Annotated in this window: 18 protein-coding genes; 15 read left to right on the forward strand and 3 right to left on the reverse strand. The window is 41.6% G+C overall.

The features are described from left to right. Positions 1 to 74 precede the first annotated feature (74 nt). Positions 75 to 659 (reverse strand): thymidine kinase, encoded by a 585-nt coding sequence (locus tag FN809_RS10485; protein WP_142533477.1) that lies wholly within the window; start codon positions 657 to 659, stop codon positions 75 to 77. A gap of 79 nt (positions 660 to 738) precedes the next feature. Here FN809_RS10485 and FN809_RS10490 point away from each other — a divergent pair, with 79 nt between their 5' ends. The 12 genes from FN809_RS10490 (at position 739) to pfkA (ending at position 11253) form a co-directional block, all read left to right on the forward strand. After that, positions 739 to 1536, forward strand: coding sequence for a hypothetical protein (locus FN809_RS10490; RefSeq protein WP_142533478.1), 798 nt, complete (start codon positions 739 to 741; stop codon positions 1534 to 1536). Between the two features lie 155 nt (positions 1537 to 1691). After that, a complete protein-coding gene (rsmI, locus tag FN809_RS10495) occupies positions 1692 to 2459 on the forward strand; it encodes a 16S rRNA (cytidine(1402)-2'-O)-methyltransferase (protein ID WP_142533479.1) in 768 nt (255 codons plus the stop codon). A 6-nt stretch (positions 2460 to 2465) separates the two neighbouring features. Beyond that, complete coding sequence (locus FN809_RS10500; protein WP_142533480.1) at positions 2466 to 3338, forward strand: Cbp1 family collagen-binding glycoprotein adhesin; 873 nt, start codon at positions 2466 to 2468, stop codon at positions 3336 to 3338. 193 nt (positions 3339 to 3531) lie between these two features. Beyond that, the gene (locus FN809_RS10505; protein WP_142533481.1) at positions 3532 to 4227 is read left to right on the forward strand and encodes a YjjG family noncanonical pyrimidine nucleotidase; all 696 of its coding nucleotides are present in this window, start codon (positions 3532 to 3534) and stop codon (positions 4225 to 4227) included. Next, complete coding sequence (locus FN809_RS10510) at positions 4215 to 4856, forward strand: MBL fold metallo-hydrolase (protein ID WP_142533482.1); 642 nt, start codon at positions 4215 to 4217, stop codon at positions 4854 to 4856. Before FN809_RS10505 ends, FN809_RS10510 begins: the two co-directional genes overlap by 13 nt. A gap of 45 nt (positions 4857 to 4901) precedes the next feature. Further along, positions 4902 to 5675 (forward strand): peroxide stress protein YaaA, encoded by a 774-nt coding sequence (gene yaaA, locus FN809_RS10515; protein WP_142533483.1) that lies wholly within the window; start codon positions 4902 to 4904, stop codon positions 5673 to 5675. A 199-nt stretch (positions 5676 to 5874) separates the two neighbouring features. Continuing rightward, positions 5875 to 6834 carry a DMT family transporter gene (locus tag FN809_RS10520; protein WP_142533484.1) on the forward strand — a complete coding sequence of 320 codons (960 nt, stop codon included), beginning with the start codon at positions 5875 to 5877 and terminating at the stop codon, positions 6832 to 6834. After that, the gene (locus FN809_RS10525) at positions 6776 to 7264 is read left to right on the forward strand and encodes a YkgJ family cysteine cluster protein (protein ID WP_142533485.1); all 489 of its coding nucleotides are present in this window, start codon (positions 6776 to 6778) and stop codon (positions 7262 to 7264) included. The genes FN809_RS10520 and FN809_RS10525 overlap by 59 nt, the downstream gene beginning before the upstream one ends. A gap of 228 nt (positions 7265 to 7492) precedes the next feature. Beyond that, the gene (porQ, locus tag FN809_RS10530) at positions 7493 to 8518 is read left to right on the forward strand and encodes a type IX secretion system protein PorQ (protein WP_142533486.1); all 1026 of its coding nucleotides are present in this window, start codon (positions 7493 to 7495) and stop codon (positions 8516 to 8518) included. Positions 8519 to 8558: 40 nt separating this feature from the next. Beyond that, on the forward strand, positions 8559 to 9263 hold the full coding sequence (cmk, locus tag FN809_RS10535) for a (d)CMP kinase (protein ID WP_142533487.1): 705 nt from the start codon (positions 8559 to 8561) through the stop codon (positions 9261 to 9263). A gap of 86 nt (positions 9264 to 9349) precedes the next feature. Further along, positions 9350 to 10264, forward strand: a complete 915-nt coding sequence (locus tag FN809_RS10540; protein ID WP_142533488.1) for a 4-hydroxy-3-methylbut-2-enyl diphosphate reductase — start codon at positions 9350 to 9352, stop codon at positions 10262 to 10264. A gap of 5 nt (positions 10265 to 10269) precedes the next feature. After that, entirely contained in the window at positions 10270 to 11253 is a 984-nt protein-coding gene (gene pfkA / locus FN809_RS10545; protein WP_142533489.1) for a 6-phosphofructokinase, read from the forward strand. A gap of 263 nt (positions 11254 to 11516) precedes the next feature. Here pfkA and FN809_RS10550 read toward each other — a convergent pair whose 3' ends face one another. Together FN809_RS10550 and hydE are read right to left on the reverse strand one after the other, a co-directional pair. Beyond that, positions 11517 to 11735: a hypothetical protein gene (locus FN809_RS10550; protein ID WP_142533490.1), complete on the reverse strand. Its 219-nt coding sequence runs from the start codon at positions 11733 to 11735 to the stop codon at positions 11517 to 11519. Between the two features lie 46 nt (positions 11736 to 11781). After that, on the reverse strand, positions 11782 to 12882 hold the full coding sequence (gene hydE, locus FN809_RS10555; protein WP_246095580.1) for a [FeFe] hydrogenase H-cluster radical SAM maturase HydE: 1101 nt from the start codon (positions 12880 to 12882) through the stop codon (positions 11782 to 11784). Between the two features lie 295 nt (positions 12883 to 13177). Between hydE and FN809_RS10560 the strand changes: the two genes are divergently transcribed. From FN809_RS10560 to FN809_RS10570, 3 genes are all read left to right on the forward strand, one after another. Beyond that, a complete protein-coding gene (locus FN809_RS10560) occupies positions 13178 to 15244 on the forward strand; it encodes an acetate--CoA ligase family protein (RefSeq protein WP_142533491.1) in 2067 nt (688 codons plus the stop codon). Between the two features lie 473 nt (positions 15245 to 15717). After that, positions 15718 to 17181 carry a tryptophanase gene (locus FN809_RS10565; RefSeq protein WP_142533492.1) on the forward strand — a complete coding sequence of 488 codons (1464 nt, stop codon included), beginning with the start codon at positions 15718 to 15720 and terminating at the stop codon, positions 17179 to 17181. A 390-nt stretch (positions 17182 to 17571) separates the two neighbouring features. After that, positions 17572 to 19464, forward strand: coding sequence for a DUF4139 domain-containing protein (locus tag FN809_RS10570; RefSeq protein WP_142533493.1), 1893 nt, complete (start codon positions 17572 to 17574; stop codon positions 19462 to 19464). The last annotated feature ends 27 nt before the right edge of the window (positions 19465 to 19491 follow it).

The following is a 19491-nucleotide window of genomic DNA, read 5'->3' on the forward strand; positions in this document are numbered from 1 at the left end:
TCAGTGAATAAAAAAATGTACAGCTTGGGCTAAAAAAATGAACTTCAGTTTTGCTTATCCCGTTTAATTTAAGGCTATAGGTTTTTATGGGTAGCTTTGCAATAACATGCGCGGCACAGGGGTTCGTATGCTGCCTTTTCACCCAGCATTACCAGTTTTTCATCGGTCGACAAGCGGTGCGAGAAATGGGCTAAATCGCCGCATTGCATGCAAACTGCATGTACCTTTGTTACATATTCGGCACAAGCCATAAGGGCAGGAACCGGGCCAAAGGGCTTTCCTTTAAAGTCCATATCCAATCCGGCCACGATAACACGTATGCCCTGATTGGCTAATTGAGAGCATACATCAGCTAAGCCATTATCAAAGAATTGGGCTTCATCCACGCCTACCACATCCACGTTAGAGCAGAGCAATAAAATATTACCCGAAGATTCCACCGGTGTGGACAGAACGGAATTCTCGTCGTGCGAAACTACTTGGTTGTGGCTATACCTTACGTCGATATGTGGTTTAAAAATCTCTACTTTTTGATGGGCAATCTTAGCACGGCGCAATCGGCGCAATAACTCCTCCGTTTTTCCCGAGAACATAGAGCCGGCAATTACTTCTATCCACCCCAGTTTTCCTTTGGTATTTATTTTATTTTCTAAAAACATTCCTTTATCTTGATATTTTGCACCCGATATATTCGTTAACTTTGCAAAATAAGTAAAAAAGAGATTGAATTGATTTATTATGGACAAAGAAGCGTTGCTAAATATTATTTTAAGCGATTTAGGTGAAATTGAAACGATGGTAAAGTCCTTCCGTGGACAGGGGAAAATACCAGTTGCCTTTATTGAATTGACCGAAAAGAAAATGGCGCATTTAATGGAAGAGTTTTCAATGCTGAAAAATATAAACAGTGAGCGGCCAATGGAACCTGAAGTGCAGCACCCTGTCAATAAACAAGACGATAAGGAGGAAGCTAAACCAATTGTAAGCTCTTTAATTGAAAAGGAAGCAGGTGCTCCCGCTACTGATTCCGTACTAAGCATGAGTGAAGCACAGCAAGAAAATGAACCGGAAGATGATACAGGCAAAAATAAAGTGGAGGAAACCAATACAATAGACGAAAGTCCCCTTGCTACAGTAGATGACAATCCCACAGAAAATGTCGTATCCGGTAAAAAATCATCCTATATTGAAGATCCTAAAACCGAGGAGAGCATTAAAACCATTGGCGAAACTTTTGGTGGTGAAAAAAAATCAGTAAATGATTTTATGGCCAAAGTGCAACAGCCCGGCCTTAAAAATAATATTAAAGGAAAGCCGGTAAATGATCTTACCAAAGGATTGGGTATAAACGATCGTTTTATGTTTCAGCGCGAATTGTTTGAGGGCAAGCCGGAGCTTATGAGCCATGCCTTGCAACAAATCAACCAGATGCCCGATTTGGCTTCCGCGCTTTCGTTTATACAAACGAATTTTGATTGGGACCGGGAGCAAGAAGCTACCCAGGCATTTATAAGTTATGTTGAAAGAAAATTTTAACAGCAACCAGTTGGATCAGAGCAATAACCTGCCTGTTATTCAAATTTAATGATTCACGGGACAGTAGTTAACAGTTATAGGGGGATAAATACCAGTATATCCAAGTAGATAATGGCTAACATTCAGTTATCAATCAGCAGCTAATCGACAACTATATGAGTAAATTATACATTGTACCTACTCCCATCGGCAATTTAGAAGACATTACGCTTCGAGCCCTGAATGTATTAAAGGAGGCAGACTTTATATTGGCTGAAGATACACGAAAAACGGGGTTTTTGCTCAAGCATTTTCAAATAGAAGCCAAAATGTTTTCGCATCATAAATTTAACGAGCATAAAACTACCGAAACCATTGTGCAGCGTATTTTGGCAGGGGAAACAGGGGCATTGGTTTCGGATGCAGGCACCCCGGCTATTTCGGATCCGGGTTATTTATTGGTAAAATATGCCATAGAACAAGGCGTGCATGTAGAGTGTTTGCCGGGCGCCACGGCTTTTGTGCCCGCCTTGGTTAACTCCGGACTGCCCAACGACAGGTTTTGTTTTGAGGGTTTTTTACCCCCCAAAAAAGGTCGTCAGAAAAAACTGCGGGCTTTAGCGGAGGAAACCCGCACCATGATATTTTACGAATCGCCCTTTAGGCTCGTAAAAACCCTGGAGCAACTAGCCGAAATGTTTGGTGCCGAACGAAAGGCATCCGTAAGCCGTGAACTTACCAAGATGTACGAGGAAAACAAGAGAGGGAGCCTTGGCGAACTTGCGGCCTACTTTGGCAAAAAAACGGTGAAAGGCGAAATTGTGATTGTAGTTGAGGGTAAGGTAGATAAAGCCGTGGGTAAAAAAGAAAATAAATATGCTAAAACAAGCGTTAGTGAAAGTATGTCCTACGATATAAACACTATTGAACGCAAATCAAATTAACGAATCATGAAAAAAAACCTCATTTTACCAATATTGGTAATAGTTTTGGCCGCTTGCAACACCGCTAAAAATAAGGATCTGACACAACAAAACGACTCCTTGGTATCGGTTGCTATTGAACAGCAAAAAATAACCAACGACTTGGTAACTACCCTAATTGCCATAGATGAGAACCTGCAGGAAATAAAAGAAAAGGAAAAGCTGATTGGGGTGAGTATGGGAAGCCCGGAGGGGACCAGTCCTGATATTCAGAAAAGAATCAATAAAGATATTCAGGATATCTATAATCTGATGCTGGCCAACAAAGAAACAATTGCCGAGCTGGAGCAGAAACTCAAATCATCGGGTTCAAACAACAAAGGGCTCAATAGCCTGGTTTCGCGCTTAAACCGCCAGCTAAAGGAAAAAAGCGTCGAAATTATTGAGCTTAACGAAAAACTGGCCAATCAGAATATTCAAATATCTTCGCTTAATTTTACTGTTGAAGGTATGAGTCAGGTAATTGATTCTATCCGTACGGTTAATAAAGATGCACGCGCTCTGTTGGATTCTACTACCACTGAACTATATACCGCCTACTATTCCTTCGGCACTAAAAAGGAACTTAAGGAACACAATATTATTTCGAGCGAAGGTGTTCCGCTTTTTGGAAAGACAAAAATACTCACCGATAATTTTAACGAAGATTATTTTACAAAAATAGATATCCGCGAAGTAGATGCCATTCCATTGTTCCGCCCCAAAGTTAAAATGCTTACCCCACACCCTCAGAGCTCTTACGAAATTGTTTCGGGCGAAGAAGATACCAAAACAATAAATATCCTGGATAAAGACGCATTTTGGAGTATCTCTAAATTTATGGTGGTACAAGTGAACTGATTTTTGAAAAAGAAAGTGGAGAGCATAGAGAGCTTCCAAAGCCTAAAGTGATAAGCATAAAGAGAAATAGAATAGATAAAACAGATATATGCTTTGTTTATGCTATCGAACGCTGTGTCCAAGGTTAATAAGGTATCTCTGATTTTATGCTTAACTTTGGAGCCATACGTAAATACCCAAGACTCGATTTTTAATGCAAAAATACAAACACCTCTTCTTCGATCTGGATCATACCCTGTGGGATTTTGAAACCAATTCTTTACACACGCTGTTACAGCTTTTTGATAAGTACCGCTTAAGTAGTTCCTTTATTAGTTTCGATGACTTTTACGAGCGTTACCAAAAACACAACCAGATGTTGTGGATACATTACCGCGAGGGCAAGATGACCAAAGCACAGCTAAACTTCGACCGTTTTCATACGCCTTTTAACCAGGTGGGTATTAGCGACGAAACCATCGCACAGAATTTTGCCCGGGATTATATCGCCATTAGTCCCACCAAAACGGCTTTGATGCCCCATGCTATCGAAGTGTTGGAGCAGCTTAAACAAAGCTACACGCTACATGTTATTACCAATGGGTTTAAGGAAGTGCAGTATTTAAAACTTAAAAACAGTAAGTTGCGCCCTTATTTCTCTAAAATATTTATATCGGAAACCATTGGGGCTTCAAAGCCCAAGACGGCGTTTTTTGAGTATGCCGTTAAAAGTGCGAATGCCCGAAAAAAAGAATCGCTGGTAGTGGGTGATAATCTGGAAACCGATATTGACGGTGCCATTAATTTTGGGCTCGACTATATTTATTTTAACCCCAACAAAATAGAACACAAACGACAATTGATGAACGAAATATCTGACTTAAAAGAAATAACAACATGCTTAAAGTAATTACAATACCCTTTAACCCCTGGCAAGAAAACACCTATATTATTGCTGCAGAAAACGGAGAGTGCATCATTGTGGATCCCGGTTGCCTCAGCCCAGAAGAACAAGAGCATCTGGTAACGTTTTTGGACGATAATAAATTAACACCCGTACGTTTGTTAAATACACACCTGCATTTAGACCATGTGTTTGGCAATCATTTTGTATGCGAAAAATATAATTTGGGTGCCGAAGCCCATAAAGACGATGAGTTCTGGTTAGACCAAATGGTGGCTTATGCGGCTCAAATGGGAGTTCAGATAGAGCAAAATCCGCCGGCACTTAAAGGATACCTGGAGCACGGTCAGGTGATTGAATTTGCCGGCTCTACCATTCAGGTACGGCATATTCCCGGACATTCGCCGGGCGGAGTGGTGTTTTATATGGAAAAAGAAAAGGCAGTAATAGCCGGAGATGTGATTTTTCGCGAAAGCGTGGGCAGATCCGATTTACCCGGTGGCGACTTTGATACACTGATTTCAGGGATAAAAACCCACCTGTTCACCTTGCCTGATGAAACCGTAGTTTACTCCGGACATGGCCCGTCATCTACTATTGGCCATGAAAAAGCAAACAACCCGTTTTTTTACTAATTAAAGTCTATTTATCAGGCCGGGAACGCCGGAAACACATTATCTATGCAAATAATTATTTCCCCCGCCAAATCGCTGGATTTTGAAACAACTGTGCCCTATCCGGGGCACAGTGATTTTAGATTCACCGAGGAACCGCAAAAACTGGTGGATAAACTAAACACCTACTCGACAAATAAGTTGGCCAGGCTTATGAAGATAAGCGAAAAGCTGGCCGAATTAAATTTTATGCGCTTTAAAGAGTGGCATTACCCCTTCGATCCCGAAAAAGGCAAACAAGCGGTGTTTGCTTTTAAGGGAGATGTTTTTCAGGGTTTGGATGCCTATTCATTGACGGCGCAAGATGTTGACTACATGCAGCAGAAATTACGGATATTGTCAGGACTATACGGATTGCTTCGCCCGCTTGATTTGATTTTGCCTTATCGGTTAGAGATGGGCACCAAATTGGGTGTAGGCCGTGCAAAGGACCTTTATGCTTTTTGGGGCAATAAAATTACTGATATGTTAAAGAGGGACATGGCCGATAACCATCACAGGGTGCTCATAAACCTGGCTTCAAATGAGTATTCTAAAGCCGTAGAGATGGCAAGTTTAGATGCAAAGGTGATTAGTCCTGTTTTTAAAGATGCCAAAAATGGGGAGTACAAATTAATTAGTTTTTATGCAAAAAAGGCTCGGGGGCTGATGACACGTTTTATCGTGCAAAACAAAATTGTGGATCCTGACCAGATCCTGGCATTCGATTTGGACGGGTACTATTACAACAGCCAACTGTCTACAGAACTGAAGCCTGTATTTACACGCGATCATTCATGACGCAAACCAGCCTGGTCAGGGCTATTGTCTGCAGTGCTATTCGTTTGATTGTTCATTGCTGACCTTTTATAGCCCTATCCAACTGATACGAGACTAAATCACTGCTGTAAGCGTTACAATTGTTTATTCTTATAAGCTCGGATAAAACTTACACTGCATACCAACAAAATTCTTACTTTTGTCGTCTAATTTTCCAAAGATGTCAAAAACGAGTGTATTCTCGCGAACAAGTGTATTTCCGGTAGTATATATAGTAATGTCCATGGTTTTTTGGGCACTATCGTTCGTGTGGATAAAAGTAGCCTACCAGTCGTTTGACCCCATAACCACTGTTTTGTTCAGGTTGATAATAAGTGCCGGTCTTTTATTTGGTTTTTTAACGATAACAAATAGGTTGAAAGCCATAAAAAAGGAAGATTATAAACCGATTTTGATGCTTTCATTTTTTGAGCCTTTTTTATATTTTATGGGCGAGAGCTTTGGTGTAAAATTGGTGTCCAGCACACTGGCGGCCGTTATCGTATCTACCATTCCATTGTTTGCCACACTGTTTGCTTTTTTGTTTTTAAAGGAGAAGGTTACTCCATTAGCCGTGTTGGGTATTGTTATCTCATTTTTTGGCGTAGGCATCATGATATTCGAAAATGGTTTTGAGCTCAATGCCTCTCTGTTGGGCATCCTGCTTATGCTGGTGGCGGTGCTAAGTACCATTGGATATTCGTTAACACTTAAAAATCTTTCACAAAAATATTCGGCAATCAATATTGTCGCGTATCAAAATTTTATTGGTATTTTCATGTTTGCACCATTCTTTTTTATATGGGAATACAAGGGCTTGATAAATACCAACATCACTGGAGATTCATGGATAGCGGTGTTTCAACTGGCAGTGTTTGCCTCGTCGCTGGCCTTTATTTTTTTTACCAAGGCCATTAAGTTTTTGGGAGTGGCCAAAACCAATATGTTCACCAACCTTATTCCGGTGTTTACGGCTTTATTTGCCTGGTGGATTATAGGGGATGCCATTGATACGCAGAAAGCCATGGGTATTGCAACAGTGGTGATGGGATTATTTGTGTCGCAGATTAAAAAAAGAAATAATGGAGCTCGATTTAGAAAGATACCAACAGTTAGCCAACAACAAAGCCAGGGAGAATAAAACTTTTGTTACTCGACTGAGGAAAAAGAAGCCCAAAACCCTGGATCATGTCGTTTATGCTGCACACGTAAAAGCCTTTGAAAAAATAAATTGCCTCAACTGTGCCAATTGCTGTAAGTCCATCAGCCCCATTGTTATCGATAGGGATATAGATCGGATAGCCAAACGCTTAAAAATGAAGCGACCCGAGCTGATTGACATGTATTTTGAAATAGACGAAGACGAGGATTATGTGTTTAAGCAAAGCCCCTGTCCTTTTTTAATGCCCGACAATTACTGCATGATATACGAAGTGCGACCGCGCGCCTGCCGCGAATATCCCCATACCGACCGCAAGCGCTTTTACCAGCTTTTAAACCTAAGTTACCGGAACGCCTTTGTATGTCCGGCGGTTTACGAAGTGCTGGAGACCTTAAAGCAGGAGTATTAAAAAGAAAAAGTAGCTCCGTCTACATCTCTGCCAAGGCAACCTGAAAAATGCACGCATTTTTTATTTTTCGTATCATTGGTGTAAAGCTGTAAAAGTTTTCTTATAACCACCACTTATACACACATAATCTCTGCGCTCATCATCCCTAATCTTCCGTTGATAAACGATATTGTGCACTAAAACTTTATATTTGTAGTTTAAAGGATAGTTAAAGAATAAGATAACTGTATGCAAAAGTATTTATATATGGCATTGTTGGTAGCTACAGTACAAACCATCAGTGCCCAACGCGGAGGAGAGAACACCTACGACTTTTTAAACCTGACCAACTCGGCTCGGGTGGCCGCTTTAGGTGGAGCTAACGTGTCAATTGCCGATAGCGACATGAATTTAGCCTATCACAACCCCGCACTATTGCAAAAGGAGATGGACAATGCGCTGGTGCTTAATTTTGTACCTTACATGTCCAGTATAAACTACGGATATGTTGGCTATGCCAGACACTTTGACAATATTGGATCGTTTAGTTTTGGGGTGCACAATATTAATTACGGCGATTTTGAGCACACCAATGATATTGGAGAGAACATGGGTGTAGTTACCGCTGCCGAATATTCTTTTAATCTGACCTACGCCCGTCAATTGTCGCCGCGTTTATCCATGGGGCTTACTGCCAAACCTATTTACTCTAAGTTCGATGTATATACCTCTTTTGGATTGGCCGCTGATTTTGGGGTTAATTATTACCATGCCGAAAGTAATTTCTCGATGGGCATAGTACTAAAAAATGTAGGTTCGCAAATTTCATCGTATAACGATGTGCACGAAACGATGCCTTCGGATTTGCAGATAGGTTTTAGTAAAAGCTTGGCACATGCCCCTTTCCGTTTTTCCCTGACAGCTCAAAATCTTTTAAACTGGGATCTTACTTACAAACTTTACGATGCGCAGAATACCAGTAGTTCTGCCCTGGGCGAGGAATCCACCGAAAGTGGATTTGGCGATAAGCTGATGCGGCATATGGTGGTGGGTGTAGAGTTTATGCCGTCTAAAAGTTTTCATGTAGATTTTGGATACAACCACCGCAGACGGAAAGAGTTGGGATATGCAGAACGCATGTCGACAGCCGGATTTTCGTGGGGGTTTGGATTTAAGGTGTATAAATTTTTATTTTCATATGGATCGGCCCGATATCATCTGGGCGGTTCGTCTAACCACTTTTCAATAGCTACTAACTTTTCCAGCTTTAAGTAAAGTTCTTTCTTTGTATTTTTGTACGCTCAAATAATGTAAAATGACAAAAGTAAATACCAAATTGATTATTGCCATCGACGGTTATTCATCGTGTGGTAAAAGTACAGTGGCCAAGGATTTAGCCAAGCTGCTGAATATTGTTTTTATCGATTCCGGAGCGATGTATCGTTGCGTAACGTTATACGCGCTGCAAAATGGAATTATAAAAAATGGCATTATCGATGAGGATTTATTAATAGAAGCCTTACATCATATTCAAATATCATTTAAGTTCGATGCCCAAAGCAAAACCAACCAAACTTACCTGAATGGTAAGTTGGTGGAAAACGAAATAAGAGGACCCGAAGTGAGCGATAATGTAAGCCAGATTAGTGCCATCGCTTTTGTACGTAAAAAGATGGTGGAGCTGCAGCAGGCTATGGGGCAAACTCAGAGTATAGTGATGGACGGACGAGATATAGGCACCGTGGTGTTTCCTCATGCCGATTTAAAACTATTTATGACCGCATCACCCGAAATTAGGGCACAACGACGTTTTAAAGAGTATCAGGAAAAAAAGCAAAACATCCCCTTTGAAGAGGTACTCAAAAATGTTGAAAAACGTGATCATATGGATGAAACCCGCGAAGAAAGCCCATTGAAGAGAGCCGATGATGCCCTGGTGCTCGACAATAGTGAATTGACTAAACAGGAACAATTAGACTTTATCGTGGATCAACTTAGAGTGCGTAAGTTGATTGACTGATGGTAAAGGTTAATGAACAGCTATAAGCTTAGTAATTTGCAGATGCGAAATTAAATTATAAACACTGAAAAAAAACAATTCAAACAATGTCTTCAGTACTTATAGAAATAGATCCTGCCTCAGGGTTTTGCTTTGGGGTGGTAAAAGCCGTGGAGAAAGCCGAAGCCCATTTAAAGCCGGGCTCCCAGCAAACCGGAGGCGACCGAAAGGAAAACGAGAAACTGTATTCGTTGGGGGATATTGTGCACAATGATATGGAGGTGAATCGACTGAGCGATAAGGGTTTGGATTCGATATCGAACGACGATCTATCCAGCTTGGATAATAAAAAAATATTAATACGGGCTCACGGCGAGCCCCCCTCTACCTATCAAAAAGCAAAGGAGAAAGGACATACACTGATTGATGCCACTTGTCCTGTGGTGTTGAAACTGCAGCAAAGGATAAAAAATTCGTGGCTTAGCTTAAAAGATAAAAATGGGCAGCTGGTTATTTACGGCAGACATGGACATGCCGAAGTGGTGGGGCTAACAGGTCAAACCAATAACGAAGCTATTGTAGTGGAATCTATGGAAGAGGCAAAAAAAATAGACTTAGGACGACCGATTCATTTTTACGCCCAGACCACTAAGGGTATTGAGGAGTTCGACCGTATAGCGGCCTTCTTTAAAGAAAATATACAGCCTGGTGTGGAGTGTAAAGCTTTTGATACAATTTGCCGTCAAGTGGCAGGGCGATTACCAAAAATTATGCGTTTCGCCAAAAGTCACGATGTAATGGTGTTTGTTGCCGGGCAAAAGAGCAGCAATGCAAAAATGCTGTTTGCCAAATGCCAGGCAGCCAATCCGCGTTCGTACATGGTAAGTAATGCCACCGAGTTGATGAAGGATTGGTTTAAAGAACCACTGGGTTCTGTTGGAGTTAGCGGAGCTACTTCTACACCCCCCTGGCTGATGGAGCAGGTAGCACAACAGATAGGATTAATAACAAAAGACAAATAAATTATATGGGACGACTAAAAAAAGTAGGCATATTGACCTCGGGGGGAGATGCACCCGGAATGAATGCCGCCATACGCGCCGTTGTTAGAGCTGCTATTTGCAGCAACATGGAAGTAGTGGGCATTATGCAAGGTTTTCATGGTATGATAAATAACATCGTAGAGCCAATGAATTCCAGGTCTGTAAGCAACATTATACATAAAGGAGGAACGATATTAAAGTCGGCACGCAGTCAGGAGTTTAGAACACCCGAAGGGCGTAAGCAGGCTTTTGATAATTTAGTTGAGAACGGCATTGACTCTCTGGTGGTTATTGGAGGAGATGGCACTTTTAACGGAGCACGAATTTTTAGTAGCGAATGTAATATCCCTATTGTAGGCATACCGGGTACTATTGATAATGATTTGTACGGAACAGATTATACCATTGGCTACGATACAGCCTTGAATACTGTAGTGGAGGCGGTGGATAAAATCAGGGATACAGCTCACGCACATAGTCGCATATTTTTTGTGGAAGTGATGGGGCGCGATGCTGGCTTTTTAGCATTGCGAAGTGGCATCGCCTCAGGTGCCGAGGCTATACTCGTGCCCGAAATAGATATGGACTATAAACAACTGTACGAATACCTGGAAAAAGGTCATAATAAGGATAAAAGCAGTAGTATTGTGATAGTGGCGGAAGGTGAAAAAATTAATGGTGGCGCCATCATGTTGTCCGAAAAAATAAAAAAGGAATACCCCTCATTCGATCCGCGCGTTACTATTTTGGGTCACATACAGCGCGGAGGCTCCCCTTCTGCTTTCGATAGGGTTACGGCCAGCCGCATGGGGGTGTCAGCTATTGAAGCGCTCAACGATGGACAGCGTAATGTGATGCTTGGTTTGGTGAATAAGGAAATCACGCTGATACCTTTCAATCAGGCACTAAAACATAAAAAGCAATTGAATCCCGGACTTTTAGAACTTACCAGGGTATTATCCATATAATAATAGTCGGCAAAATTCTAAAAAATTTAAACATATTTTGCGTAAATAACCTATGGCCAAGATGCAGACAGCAATTATACAAGGGAAACTTTGCCGAAAACAAGAGGCATTTTTATAATCCTGCCTCTTGGTCAAAATAGTTTCTAAAGTGACTTTTTATATTTTCTTTAACTTGTTCCCAACTCAAATCCTGCAACATTTTTGGCATATACGAATTAGCTGCAATGTCAATGGAAAATAGACCAAATATTACATCTTTAGGGTCAAGGTAAGGATGCTTTAGCCGAAAGTGCTCCCGCATCTACCTTTATGATTAAGTATTGGGTATTATGCTCCCAGCCATTCGTATGAAAGTCAATATCCCAAAATGCTCTTTTGGAAACATAGGGTATTTTTGAAATACTTGAATTGGTTCTATGCGTATGGCTTTTGCAGCCGCCAATAGTGATCAGAAATACCGATTCGCAAAGTGTTTGTCTCACAATTATACGGAGTCCGATGGAATACCTTATTCGCAAGAAATGCCCCCTACTCTTTCCGATTTAAAAAATGTTTCGAATCGCCCCACTCACCAAGTCCCACCTCGCGGCCGGCCATTTCAATCCTTAGGGATAGGCAGTCGCCACAATCATCTGCACCTTCATCAATACAGGGTTTGTTTTGATAAAGCTGATAATCTTTGCGATGGGTGCTGGGCGTGATGTTGGGCATGATGACGTTGGCACCCACACGCAATGCCTTTTCGCGACCCATGGGGTCGATGGCTTGCAGAGCCGTGGCAGCAGCAATGTTAATATCTTTCATTAAAATACGCAGCACAGCTATCATGTTCAGGGTTACCGAAAATCGGGTCTTTATTGGCCATAGTATATCTTTGTTTTCAAACAAGGGCGTATCATGATGCTCAACATAGGGCCCCATGCCGCACATGTCGATATCCATCTTTTTCATAAACAGCAGGTCGTTGGCCAAATCCGCATAGGTTTGCCAGGGAAGCCCTACCATTACACCCGTTCCGGTCTGATAGCCTATTTCCTTTATGGCGTTCAGGCAGCGTAACCTGTTTTCAAAATCATGCTCGTCGTCTTCGGGATGAATTTGCTTGTAAAGCACTTCGTTGGTTGTTTCTATGCGCAACAGATAGCGATGAGCACCACTCCGGAACCATCTGCGGTAGGTTTCGTCGCTCTGCTCGCCTAAGGAAATGGTAATGCCTATTTCGTTGTGGGTTATTTCCTTTATTTTTTGCAAGAGTTCATCCACCCTTTCAATAAAGTGCTGGTCGCTGCGCTCACCCGATTGAAGTACCAGCGAAGCATATTTATTTTCATGGGCAAATCGAGCCGCTGCAATAATCTCTTCATCGTTAAGGTTATAACGGTCCACTTTTTTATTGTCCTTACGAATACCACAATAGTAGCAGTTTTTAGAGCATACATTGGAAAACTCAATTAAGCCGCGGAAAAAAACTTTTTTGCCCACATGCTTTAGTTGTACCTCTTGCGCCTTGGCAAACAACAACTTCTGTTCCTTTCCCTCGGCCTGTAAAAGAGCAACTATATCTTTAAAATCGAATTCTTCTTTTTGAAGTATATTTTCGATGTTATCACGCATAATGTTATGCCACATGTTTTTAGTTTAAACTATCAATTGCAAAAAAATCAGATTGAGCTATTCATAAATCATTACAAATATGATTAAAGTTCGGCTTAATCGGAATATGCATGAAGTTAAACTTTTGAAAAAATTTAGAGAGATATAAATTGAAAGCCTGCCACCTACATGCTTAGTATGTGCTATAAATTATTTTAATGTTTAGAATAGGAATTAGCTTCGTATAAGCTGCATGTGATATATTTCATTGTTATCCGGATAAAATATGATGAATTTTGAATTCAACCGGCAATGAATAATTTTACAGACTATGATTAATGAGCAGTTAATTGATCCCCAAAGTATAGTAGTGGTAGGAGCCTCCAACAATTTGCAAAAACCGGGTGGAAAAATTCTGCACAACATATTGGAATGTTATCGGGGCGATATTTATGTGGTAAACACCAATCAGGGGTTCGTTCAGGGAGTTAAATCATACCCAACCGTGCATGATTTACCAAAAGAAGTGGATTTGGCTGTTATTGCTGTTGCAGCAAAATATTGTCCATCGCTTGTTAAATCTCTTATACAGGAAAAAAATACGACGGCTTTTATCATTATATCGGCCGGCTTTAGCGAGGAGAATGCCCAGGGGGCACAATACGAAAAAGAAGTTGTTGAAGCTGTAGAAGCTATTAACGGTTGCCTGATAGGACCTAATTGTATAGGTATTATCAATGTGAACCACCACAGCATATTTACCCAGCCTATACCGATGCTGGATCCTGCAGGCGCCGATTTTATTTCAGGTTCGGGTGCTACAGCGGTTTTTATACTGGAAACCGGTGTAGGCCTGGGCTTAAAGTTTAATAGTATTTTTTCGGTTGGCAACAGTGCGCAAATAGGAGTAGAGGATGTGTTGGCCTATCTCGACGAAACTTTTGACCCGGATAAAAGTTCCAGGATAAAGTTGCTTTATATCGAGAGTATCACCAATCCGGATAAATTACTGCATCATGCTAATTCCCTGGTGCATAAAGGGTGTAAGATAGCTGCAATAAAATCGGGTACCTCAGAGGCAGGCATGAGGGCCTCGCAGAGCCATACCGGTGCCATGGCCAGTCCTGATACTGCTGTGGATGCATTATTTAAAAAGGCAGGTATAGTGCGTTGTCACGGACGCCTCGAGTTAGCAACCGTTGCAGCCGTTTTTATGGCTAAAGAACTCAAAGGCGACAACATGGCTGTGATAACCCATGCGGGCGGACCGGCCGTTATGCTTACCGACTCCCTCTCGCAAGGAGGCATTAAAATACCACCTATCGAAGGACCCAGGGCCGAGTTATTGCGCAGCAAATTGCACCACGGCTCCAGTGTGGGTAACCCCATTGATTTTTTAGCCACCGGAACGGCGGAGCAGTTGGGCGAGATAATTGATGCCTGCGAAAAAGACTTTGACCATATAGATGCCATGGCTGTTATCTTCGGTAGTCCGGGCCTTTTTCCAGTCCGGGAAGTATATGAGGTTTTGCATCAAAAAATGCGCACCTGCCAAAAGCCCATCTATCCCATTTTGCCATCCGTAGTGAATGCCGATGACGATATCAAATATTTCCTCTCCAAGGGCAATGTCAACTTCCCTGATGAGGTGATGTTGGGACATGCTCTTTCTAAAGTGCACAACTCTATTCAACCCGCCAAGGAATCTATCCAGATGAAAGGAGTGGACGTGCCGGCTATCAGGGCTTTGATATCGGGCTTTGAGGAGGGATACCTGCCCCCGCAACAGATACAAAAACTATTTTCAGCAGCAGGCATCCCCATGTTAAAAGAAATTTTTATTAAGGATACCGATGAGCTGGCAAAACATATCCCGGACGTGCCGTATCCTTGCGTGATGAAGGTAGTTGGGCCAATTCATAAATCGGACGTTGGCGGTGTATCGCTGAATATCAACAGCAGTTTGTTGCTGGAAAAAGAATTTCATCGCCTTATGGCCATCGAAGATGCCAAAGGAGTTATCATTCAACCAATGCTTCAGGGAACCGAACTTTTTATAGGTGCCAAATACGAGCAAGATTTTGGCCACGTGATGCTATGTGGCCTGGGCGGTATTTTTGTTGAGGTACTCAAAGATGTGTCCTCGGGTCTGGCTCCGCTGAGCGAAGAGGAAGCCCTGGGCATGATCGACAACCTAAAGGGCAAGCAGATACTCCGGGGGGTTCGCGGTCAGGAGGGTATCAACATAGTTGAGTTTGCCGACATCATTGTAAGACTATCCACCATGTTGCGTTTTGCCGTGGAGATTAAAGAGCTGGACATCAACCCTCTTATCGGCAATGAAAATGGTATTATGGGTGTGGATGCCAGAGTGAGGATTGAGAAAGAGGTAAAATAAAGAATAGTGACGGCAGTTCCTACGCTTCAATCCGTGTTAGTTGTATCGGAGAAACGCCAAAGGCGCATAAGAAAAATGTAGACTTTAAATGCAGAATCAGCTCTTCCCTCCACTAATTTATTGGAGGGGGGGCTTGATCTTACACAAATAAAGTGGAATCCTGCCAATGGCATGATTTATCTCTTCCTAAAAAGGCTTAGGTCACCTCAGTCGAATCAAAGCCCATCGAAAAAAATCCCTTTCCTGTCTGCCCGGTCTATTGTTGATAACCTGAATAAATTTAACGTGTATTTTAGATGTGTATTAAATTTAAAATACACATAATCAGTAGGGTAAGGATAAATATTTTACGGTAAAAAGATGGCCAACAGATAACTAATGACTGCCGCTTCAGGTATAATTTAAAATAAATATATCTTTGAAAAAGAATAAGTGTAAAACATTACAGGGTAAATAATCAAAAGATACACAACATGACAAAACAGACAAGTGGGACGATTAAATTTTATAGTGGTGAGCAATTACCGGTGGAGTTGCATAAAGTACGGATAGTACAAAAACTATTCTTGAAACCTATAGATGAGCGATACGCGGCGATTGAAAAAGGAGGCTACAATACTTTTTTGTTAAATACAAAAGATATATTTCTGGACATGCTTACCGACTCAGGGACCAATGCCATGAGTGATAATCAGGTTGCTTCCATGTTGCAGGCAGACGATGCTTATGCAGGGTCGCAGAGTTTTTATAGAATGGAAGCGGCAGCCCGGGAAGTTTTTGGTAAGCAGTATGTATTGCCTGTGCACCAGGGGCGAGCTGCTGAAAATATTATTTCGCAGGTGTTCATTAAAAAGGGCCAGGTAATTCCGATGAATTACCACTTTACAACCACCAAAGAACATATGGAACTAAATGGGGGTAAAGTGTTGGAAATTTATACCGATGAAGCACTGAAAATTAAAAGTGATGAACCCTTTAAGGGAAATATTGATATTGATAAGCTGAAAGCAGTTTTTGCAGAACATGGAAGCGATGGGGTTGCCTTTGTGCGTATGGAGGCTTCTACAAACCTAATTGGAGGTCAGCCGTTTTCGATGCAAAATTTACGGGATGTGCGTGCTGTTTGTGATGAAAACAAGTCGATGTTGGTGCTGGATGCCAGTTTGATAGGTGAAAATGCGTACATGATAAAGCAACGCGAAGAGGAGTATAGGAATGCCGATGTAAAGGATATTTTAAACGAAATGTGCAGCTATGCCGAGCTGGTTTATTTCTCGAGCCGTAAAGTGAGCTCTACCCGTGGGGGAGCCATTGTGGTAAACGATGAGGAACTGTATTTGAAAATGCGCGACTTGCTGGTACTCTTTGAGGGTTTCCTGACTTATGGGGGCATGTCGGTTCGCGAAATTGAAGCTATGGCCGTGGGCTTATTGGAAACGTGCGACGATACCGTTATAAGCCAATCTCCTTCGTTTGTTAAATACACCGTGGACAGCTTGGATGCTGCCGGAATACCGGTTGTAACACCTGCCGGCGCATTGGGATGCCATATTGATGCAAAAGGTTTTCTACCCCATATCCCGCAACGGGACTATCCGGCCGGGGCATTGGCTTCGGCACTATATATTATTTCGGGTTGCAGAGGCATGGAACGAGGAACCATTTCGAGTGTCCGCAATGAAAACGGGGATGATATATTAGCGGATGTAGAGTTGTTGCGATTGGCATTTCCTCGCCGGGTATTTACACTTTCACAGACCATGTTTGTGATTGACAGGGTAAAGTGGCTCTACGAAAACAGAGAATTAGTAGGAGGCCTGGAGTGGGTAGATGAACCACCGCTTTTGCGCTTCTTTTTGGGTAAATTAAAACCAAAAGGCGATTGGCCCCAAAAACTCATTGCCAAATTTAAAGCCGACTTTGGCGATTCGCTCTAATCCGGATATTTTTGTTAGTGATAAGTATAGGGAGGCGGTAAGGCTTCCCTTTACTTATTATTAATGGTTTCAGTAGCAGCCCATCTTTTTTCTTTCCGTCACCTGTAGGGATACGGCCCAACCCTTTCATCACGTCCGAAAGCAGCGGTATGGTATTTGGGTCGCAGGCATAAAACTTCGTAAGGTTTCTCGTTCCTTTTCGGTTTACCGACTAAATTCTTTATTGTATCTTTACCCTTGTTGTTATAAAATACAAGCTATAGAATGAAAAGGCTTGACACAATAAGCACTTCGAAATATCTTTCGTTTCGTATACGAACATACTTTACCATCAATCAAAATAAATGTGATGCTAACTTTATTAAATCCTCGCCTAAACACACATAGATTATGAAAACAACATTTTTTTTAATTGCAGCACTTATTTTCAATAGCTTAAGTGCGCAAAATATTACTGAAAAAGAAGTAAAAACAGAGGTCGACGAAGTTACCGTGTTTATTGAAGGGGCACAGATAGTACGGAAAAAAACCGTAGAGTTGGGAAAAGGAAACAGCATCGTTAAGTTTATAAATTTATCTCCTTTTATCAATGCCAAAAGTATTCAGGTTAAAGCCCAGGGGGATTTGACAGTTCTATCGGTGAACCATCAGCAAAATTTTTTGGATAAAGCGATTAAATCAAAGGAGTTAATGGCTTTAGAGAAAGAGTTGGAAGCAGTTGACGAAAAAATTAACCTGGAATCTACGCACTTGAGCATTTTGCATGAAGAGCTTACTTTTTTACAGGAAAACAGGGTTGTAGGAGGAAAAAACGAACAGGTGAGTATTGTCAATCTTCAGCAAACGGCTAATTTTTACGGCAATAAATTAACCGAGCTAAAGATGAAAGAAATTGAGCGTAACAAATCACTTAAAAAGCTAATGCAAAAAAGAAGTGATTTGCAAAGTCAAATAAATACGCTGTCCGGTAAAAAGGAATTTCCCAGTGGTGAGGTATTGATGAAAGTGGATGCCAAAAAAAGTGGCGGTTTTTCATTGGAGCTGCGCTATATAGTTGAAAATGCAGGCTGGTTTCCATCCTACGATATTCGGGCAAAAAATATTGACAAACCCGTGCAGTTGATATACAAAGCTAACGTAAAACAGGATACAAAAGTAGATTGGAAAAATGTAAAACTCAAATTTTCCTCTGCCGACCCAAATGTTTCCGGCGTTGCACCGCAACTCAAAACTTATTTTATCAATTACAATTCCCGGCCGCCATCCTATAAGCAAACAGCCAATAGTGTTAGTGGTAAAGTGATGGATAGCAATGGCGAGCCCTTGCCGGGCGCTACTGTTGTGGTTACGGGCACCACCATTGGTACGGTGACCGATATGCAGGGAAATTACTCTCTTACCATACCCAACAATGCCGGACAATTAACCTATTCCTTTATCGGGTTTAACAATCAAACACTCCCTATAGCTGGTGAGAGGATGAATGTGGCGCTTCAAGAAAACCAAAGGGACCTGGAAGAGGTGGTAGTGACGGGTTATGGAGGTAAGAGAAATGTATTACGTGCATTGAAAGGCAAAGTGGCTGGTGTAGTTGTGGATGATGAGATGGATATGTCCGAAATAAAAGTCCGAGGAACAAGCAGTCTGGCTATTCCAATGGCTCAGGTTGAAAATCAAACTACGGTAGATTTTGAAATTGAAATGCCTTATACTGTTCATTCCGACAATAAAAATTATAGCGTGGATATGGCTTTTTACGATGTGCGGGCATTTTATCAATATTATGCGGTTCCTAAGGTGGATAAGGATGCTTTTCTGATTGCAAATATTGTTGGATGGGAAAAATACAATTTGCTGGAAGGCGAAGCCAATGTGTTTTTTGAAGATACCTACGTAGGGAAAACCCTGATGGATGTTAGATATGCTTCCGATACGCTGGAGGTGTCGCTGGGCAGGGATAAGAGAGTAGCGGTGAACAGGGAAAAGGTAAAGGATTTTACCACCAAGCAATTTATAGGTAGCAAAAAAGAAGAAACACGCGCATGGAAAACCACCGTAAAAAACAATAAAAACAAGGAGATTAACATGATTGTACTTGATCAGGTTCCCGTTTCGACCATAGAAGCCATAGAGGTGGATATTCAGAATATTTCCGGGGCAAAGCACAATGCCGAAACAGGCGAAATAAAGTGGGAGTTAAAAATAAAACCCACCGGCCAAAAGGAGCTTGACCTGAAATACTCCGTGAAATACCCTAAAAACAGAAATGTTTATGTGGAGTGAGGAGCATTAAGCCTATTTAATAATGCT

Origin of the sequence: Saccharicrinis carchari (assembly GCF_900182605.1) — a bacterium.
GTDB classification, from domain to species: domain Bacteria; phylum Bacteroidota; class Bacteroidia; order Bacteroidales; family Marinilabiliaceae; genus Saccharicrinis; species Saccharicrinis carchari.

Bases quoted from the DNA above. Each gene is read 5' to 3' on its own strand.
- FN809_RS10485 (WP_142533477.1), bottom strand. From the start codon at position 659: ATGTTTTTAGAAAATAAAATAAATACCAAAGGAAAACTGGGGTGGATA.
- FN809_RS10490 (WP_142533478.1), top strand. From the start codon at position 739: ATGGACAAAGAAGCGTTGCTAAATATTATTTTAAGCGATTTAGGTGAA.
- rsmI (WP_142533479.1), top strand. From the start codon at position 1,692: ATGAGTAAATTATACATTGTACCTACTCCCATCGGCAATTTAGAAGAC.
- FN809_RS10500 (WP_142533480.1), top strand. From the start codon at position 2,466: ATGAAAAAAAACCTCATTTTACCAATATTGGTAATAGTTTTGGCCGCT.
- FN809_RS10505 (WP_142533481.1), top strand. From the start codon at position 3,532: ATGCAAAAATACAAACACCTCTTCTTCGATCTGGATCATACCCTGTGG.
- FN809_RS10510 (WP_142533482.1), top strand. From the start codon at position 4,215: ATGCTTAAAGTAATTACAATACCCTTTAACCCCTGGCAAGAAAACACC.
- yaaA (WP_142533483.1), top strand. From the start codon at position 4,902: ATGCAAATAATTATTTCCCCCGCCAAATCGCTGGATTTTGAAACAACT.
- FN809_RS10520 (WP_142533484.1), top strand. From the start codon at position 5,875: ATGTCAAAAACGAGTGTATTCTCGCGAACAAGTGTATTTCCGGTAGTA.
- FN809_RS10525 (WP_142533485.1), top strand. From the start codon at position 6,776: ATGGAGCTCGATTTAGAAAGATACCAACAGTTAGCCAACAACAAAGCC.
- porQ (WP_142533486.1), top strand. From the start codon at position 7,493: ATGCAAAAGTATTTATATATGGCATTGTTGGTAGCTACAGTACAAACC.
- cmk (WP_142533487.1), top strand. From the start codon at position 8,559: ATGACAAAAGTAAATACCAAATTGATTATTGCCATCGACGGTTATTCA.
- FN809_RS10540 (WP_142533488.1), top strand. From the start codon at position 9,350: ATGTCTTCAGTACTTATAGAAATAGATCCTGCCTCAGGGTTTTGCTTT.
- pfkA (WP_142533489.1), top strand. From the start codon at position 10,270: ATGGGACGACTAAAAAAAGTAGGCATATTGACCTCGGGGGGAGATGCA.
- hydE (WP_246095580.1), bottom strand. From the start codon at position 12,882: ATGTGGCATAACATTATGCGTGATAACATCGAAAATATACTTCAAAAA.
- FN809_RS10560 (WP_142533491.1), top strand. From the start codon at position 13,178: ATGATTAATGAGCAGTTAATTGATCCCCAAAGTATAGTAGTGGTAGGA.
- FN809_RS10565 (WP_142533492.1), top strand. From the start codon at position 15,718: ATGACAAAACAGACAAGTGGGACGATTAAATTTTATAGTGGTGAGCAA.
- FN809_RS10570 (WP_142533493.1), top strand. From the start codon at position 17,572: ATGAAAACAACATTTTTTTTAATTGCAGCACTTATTTTCAATAGCTTA.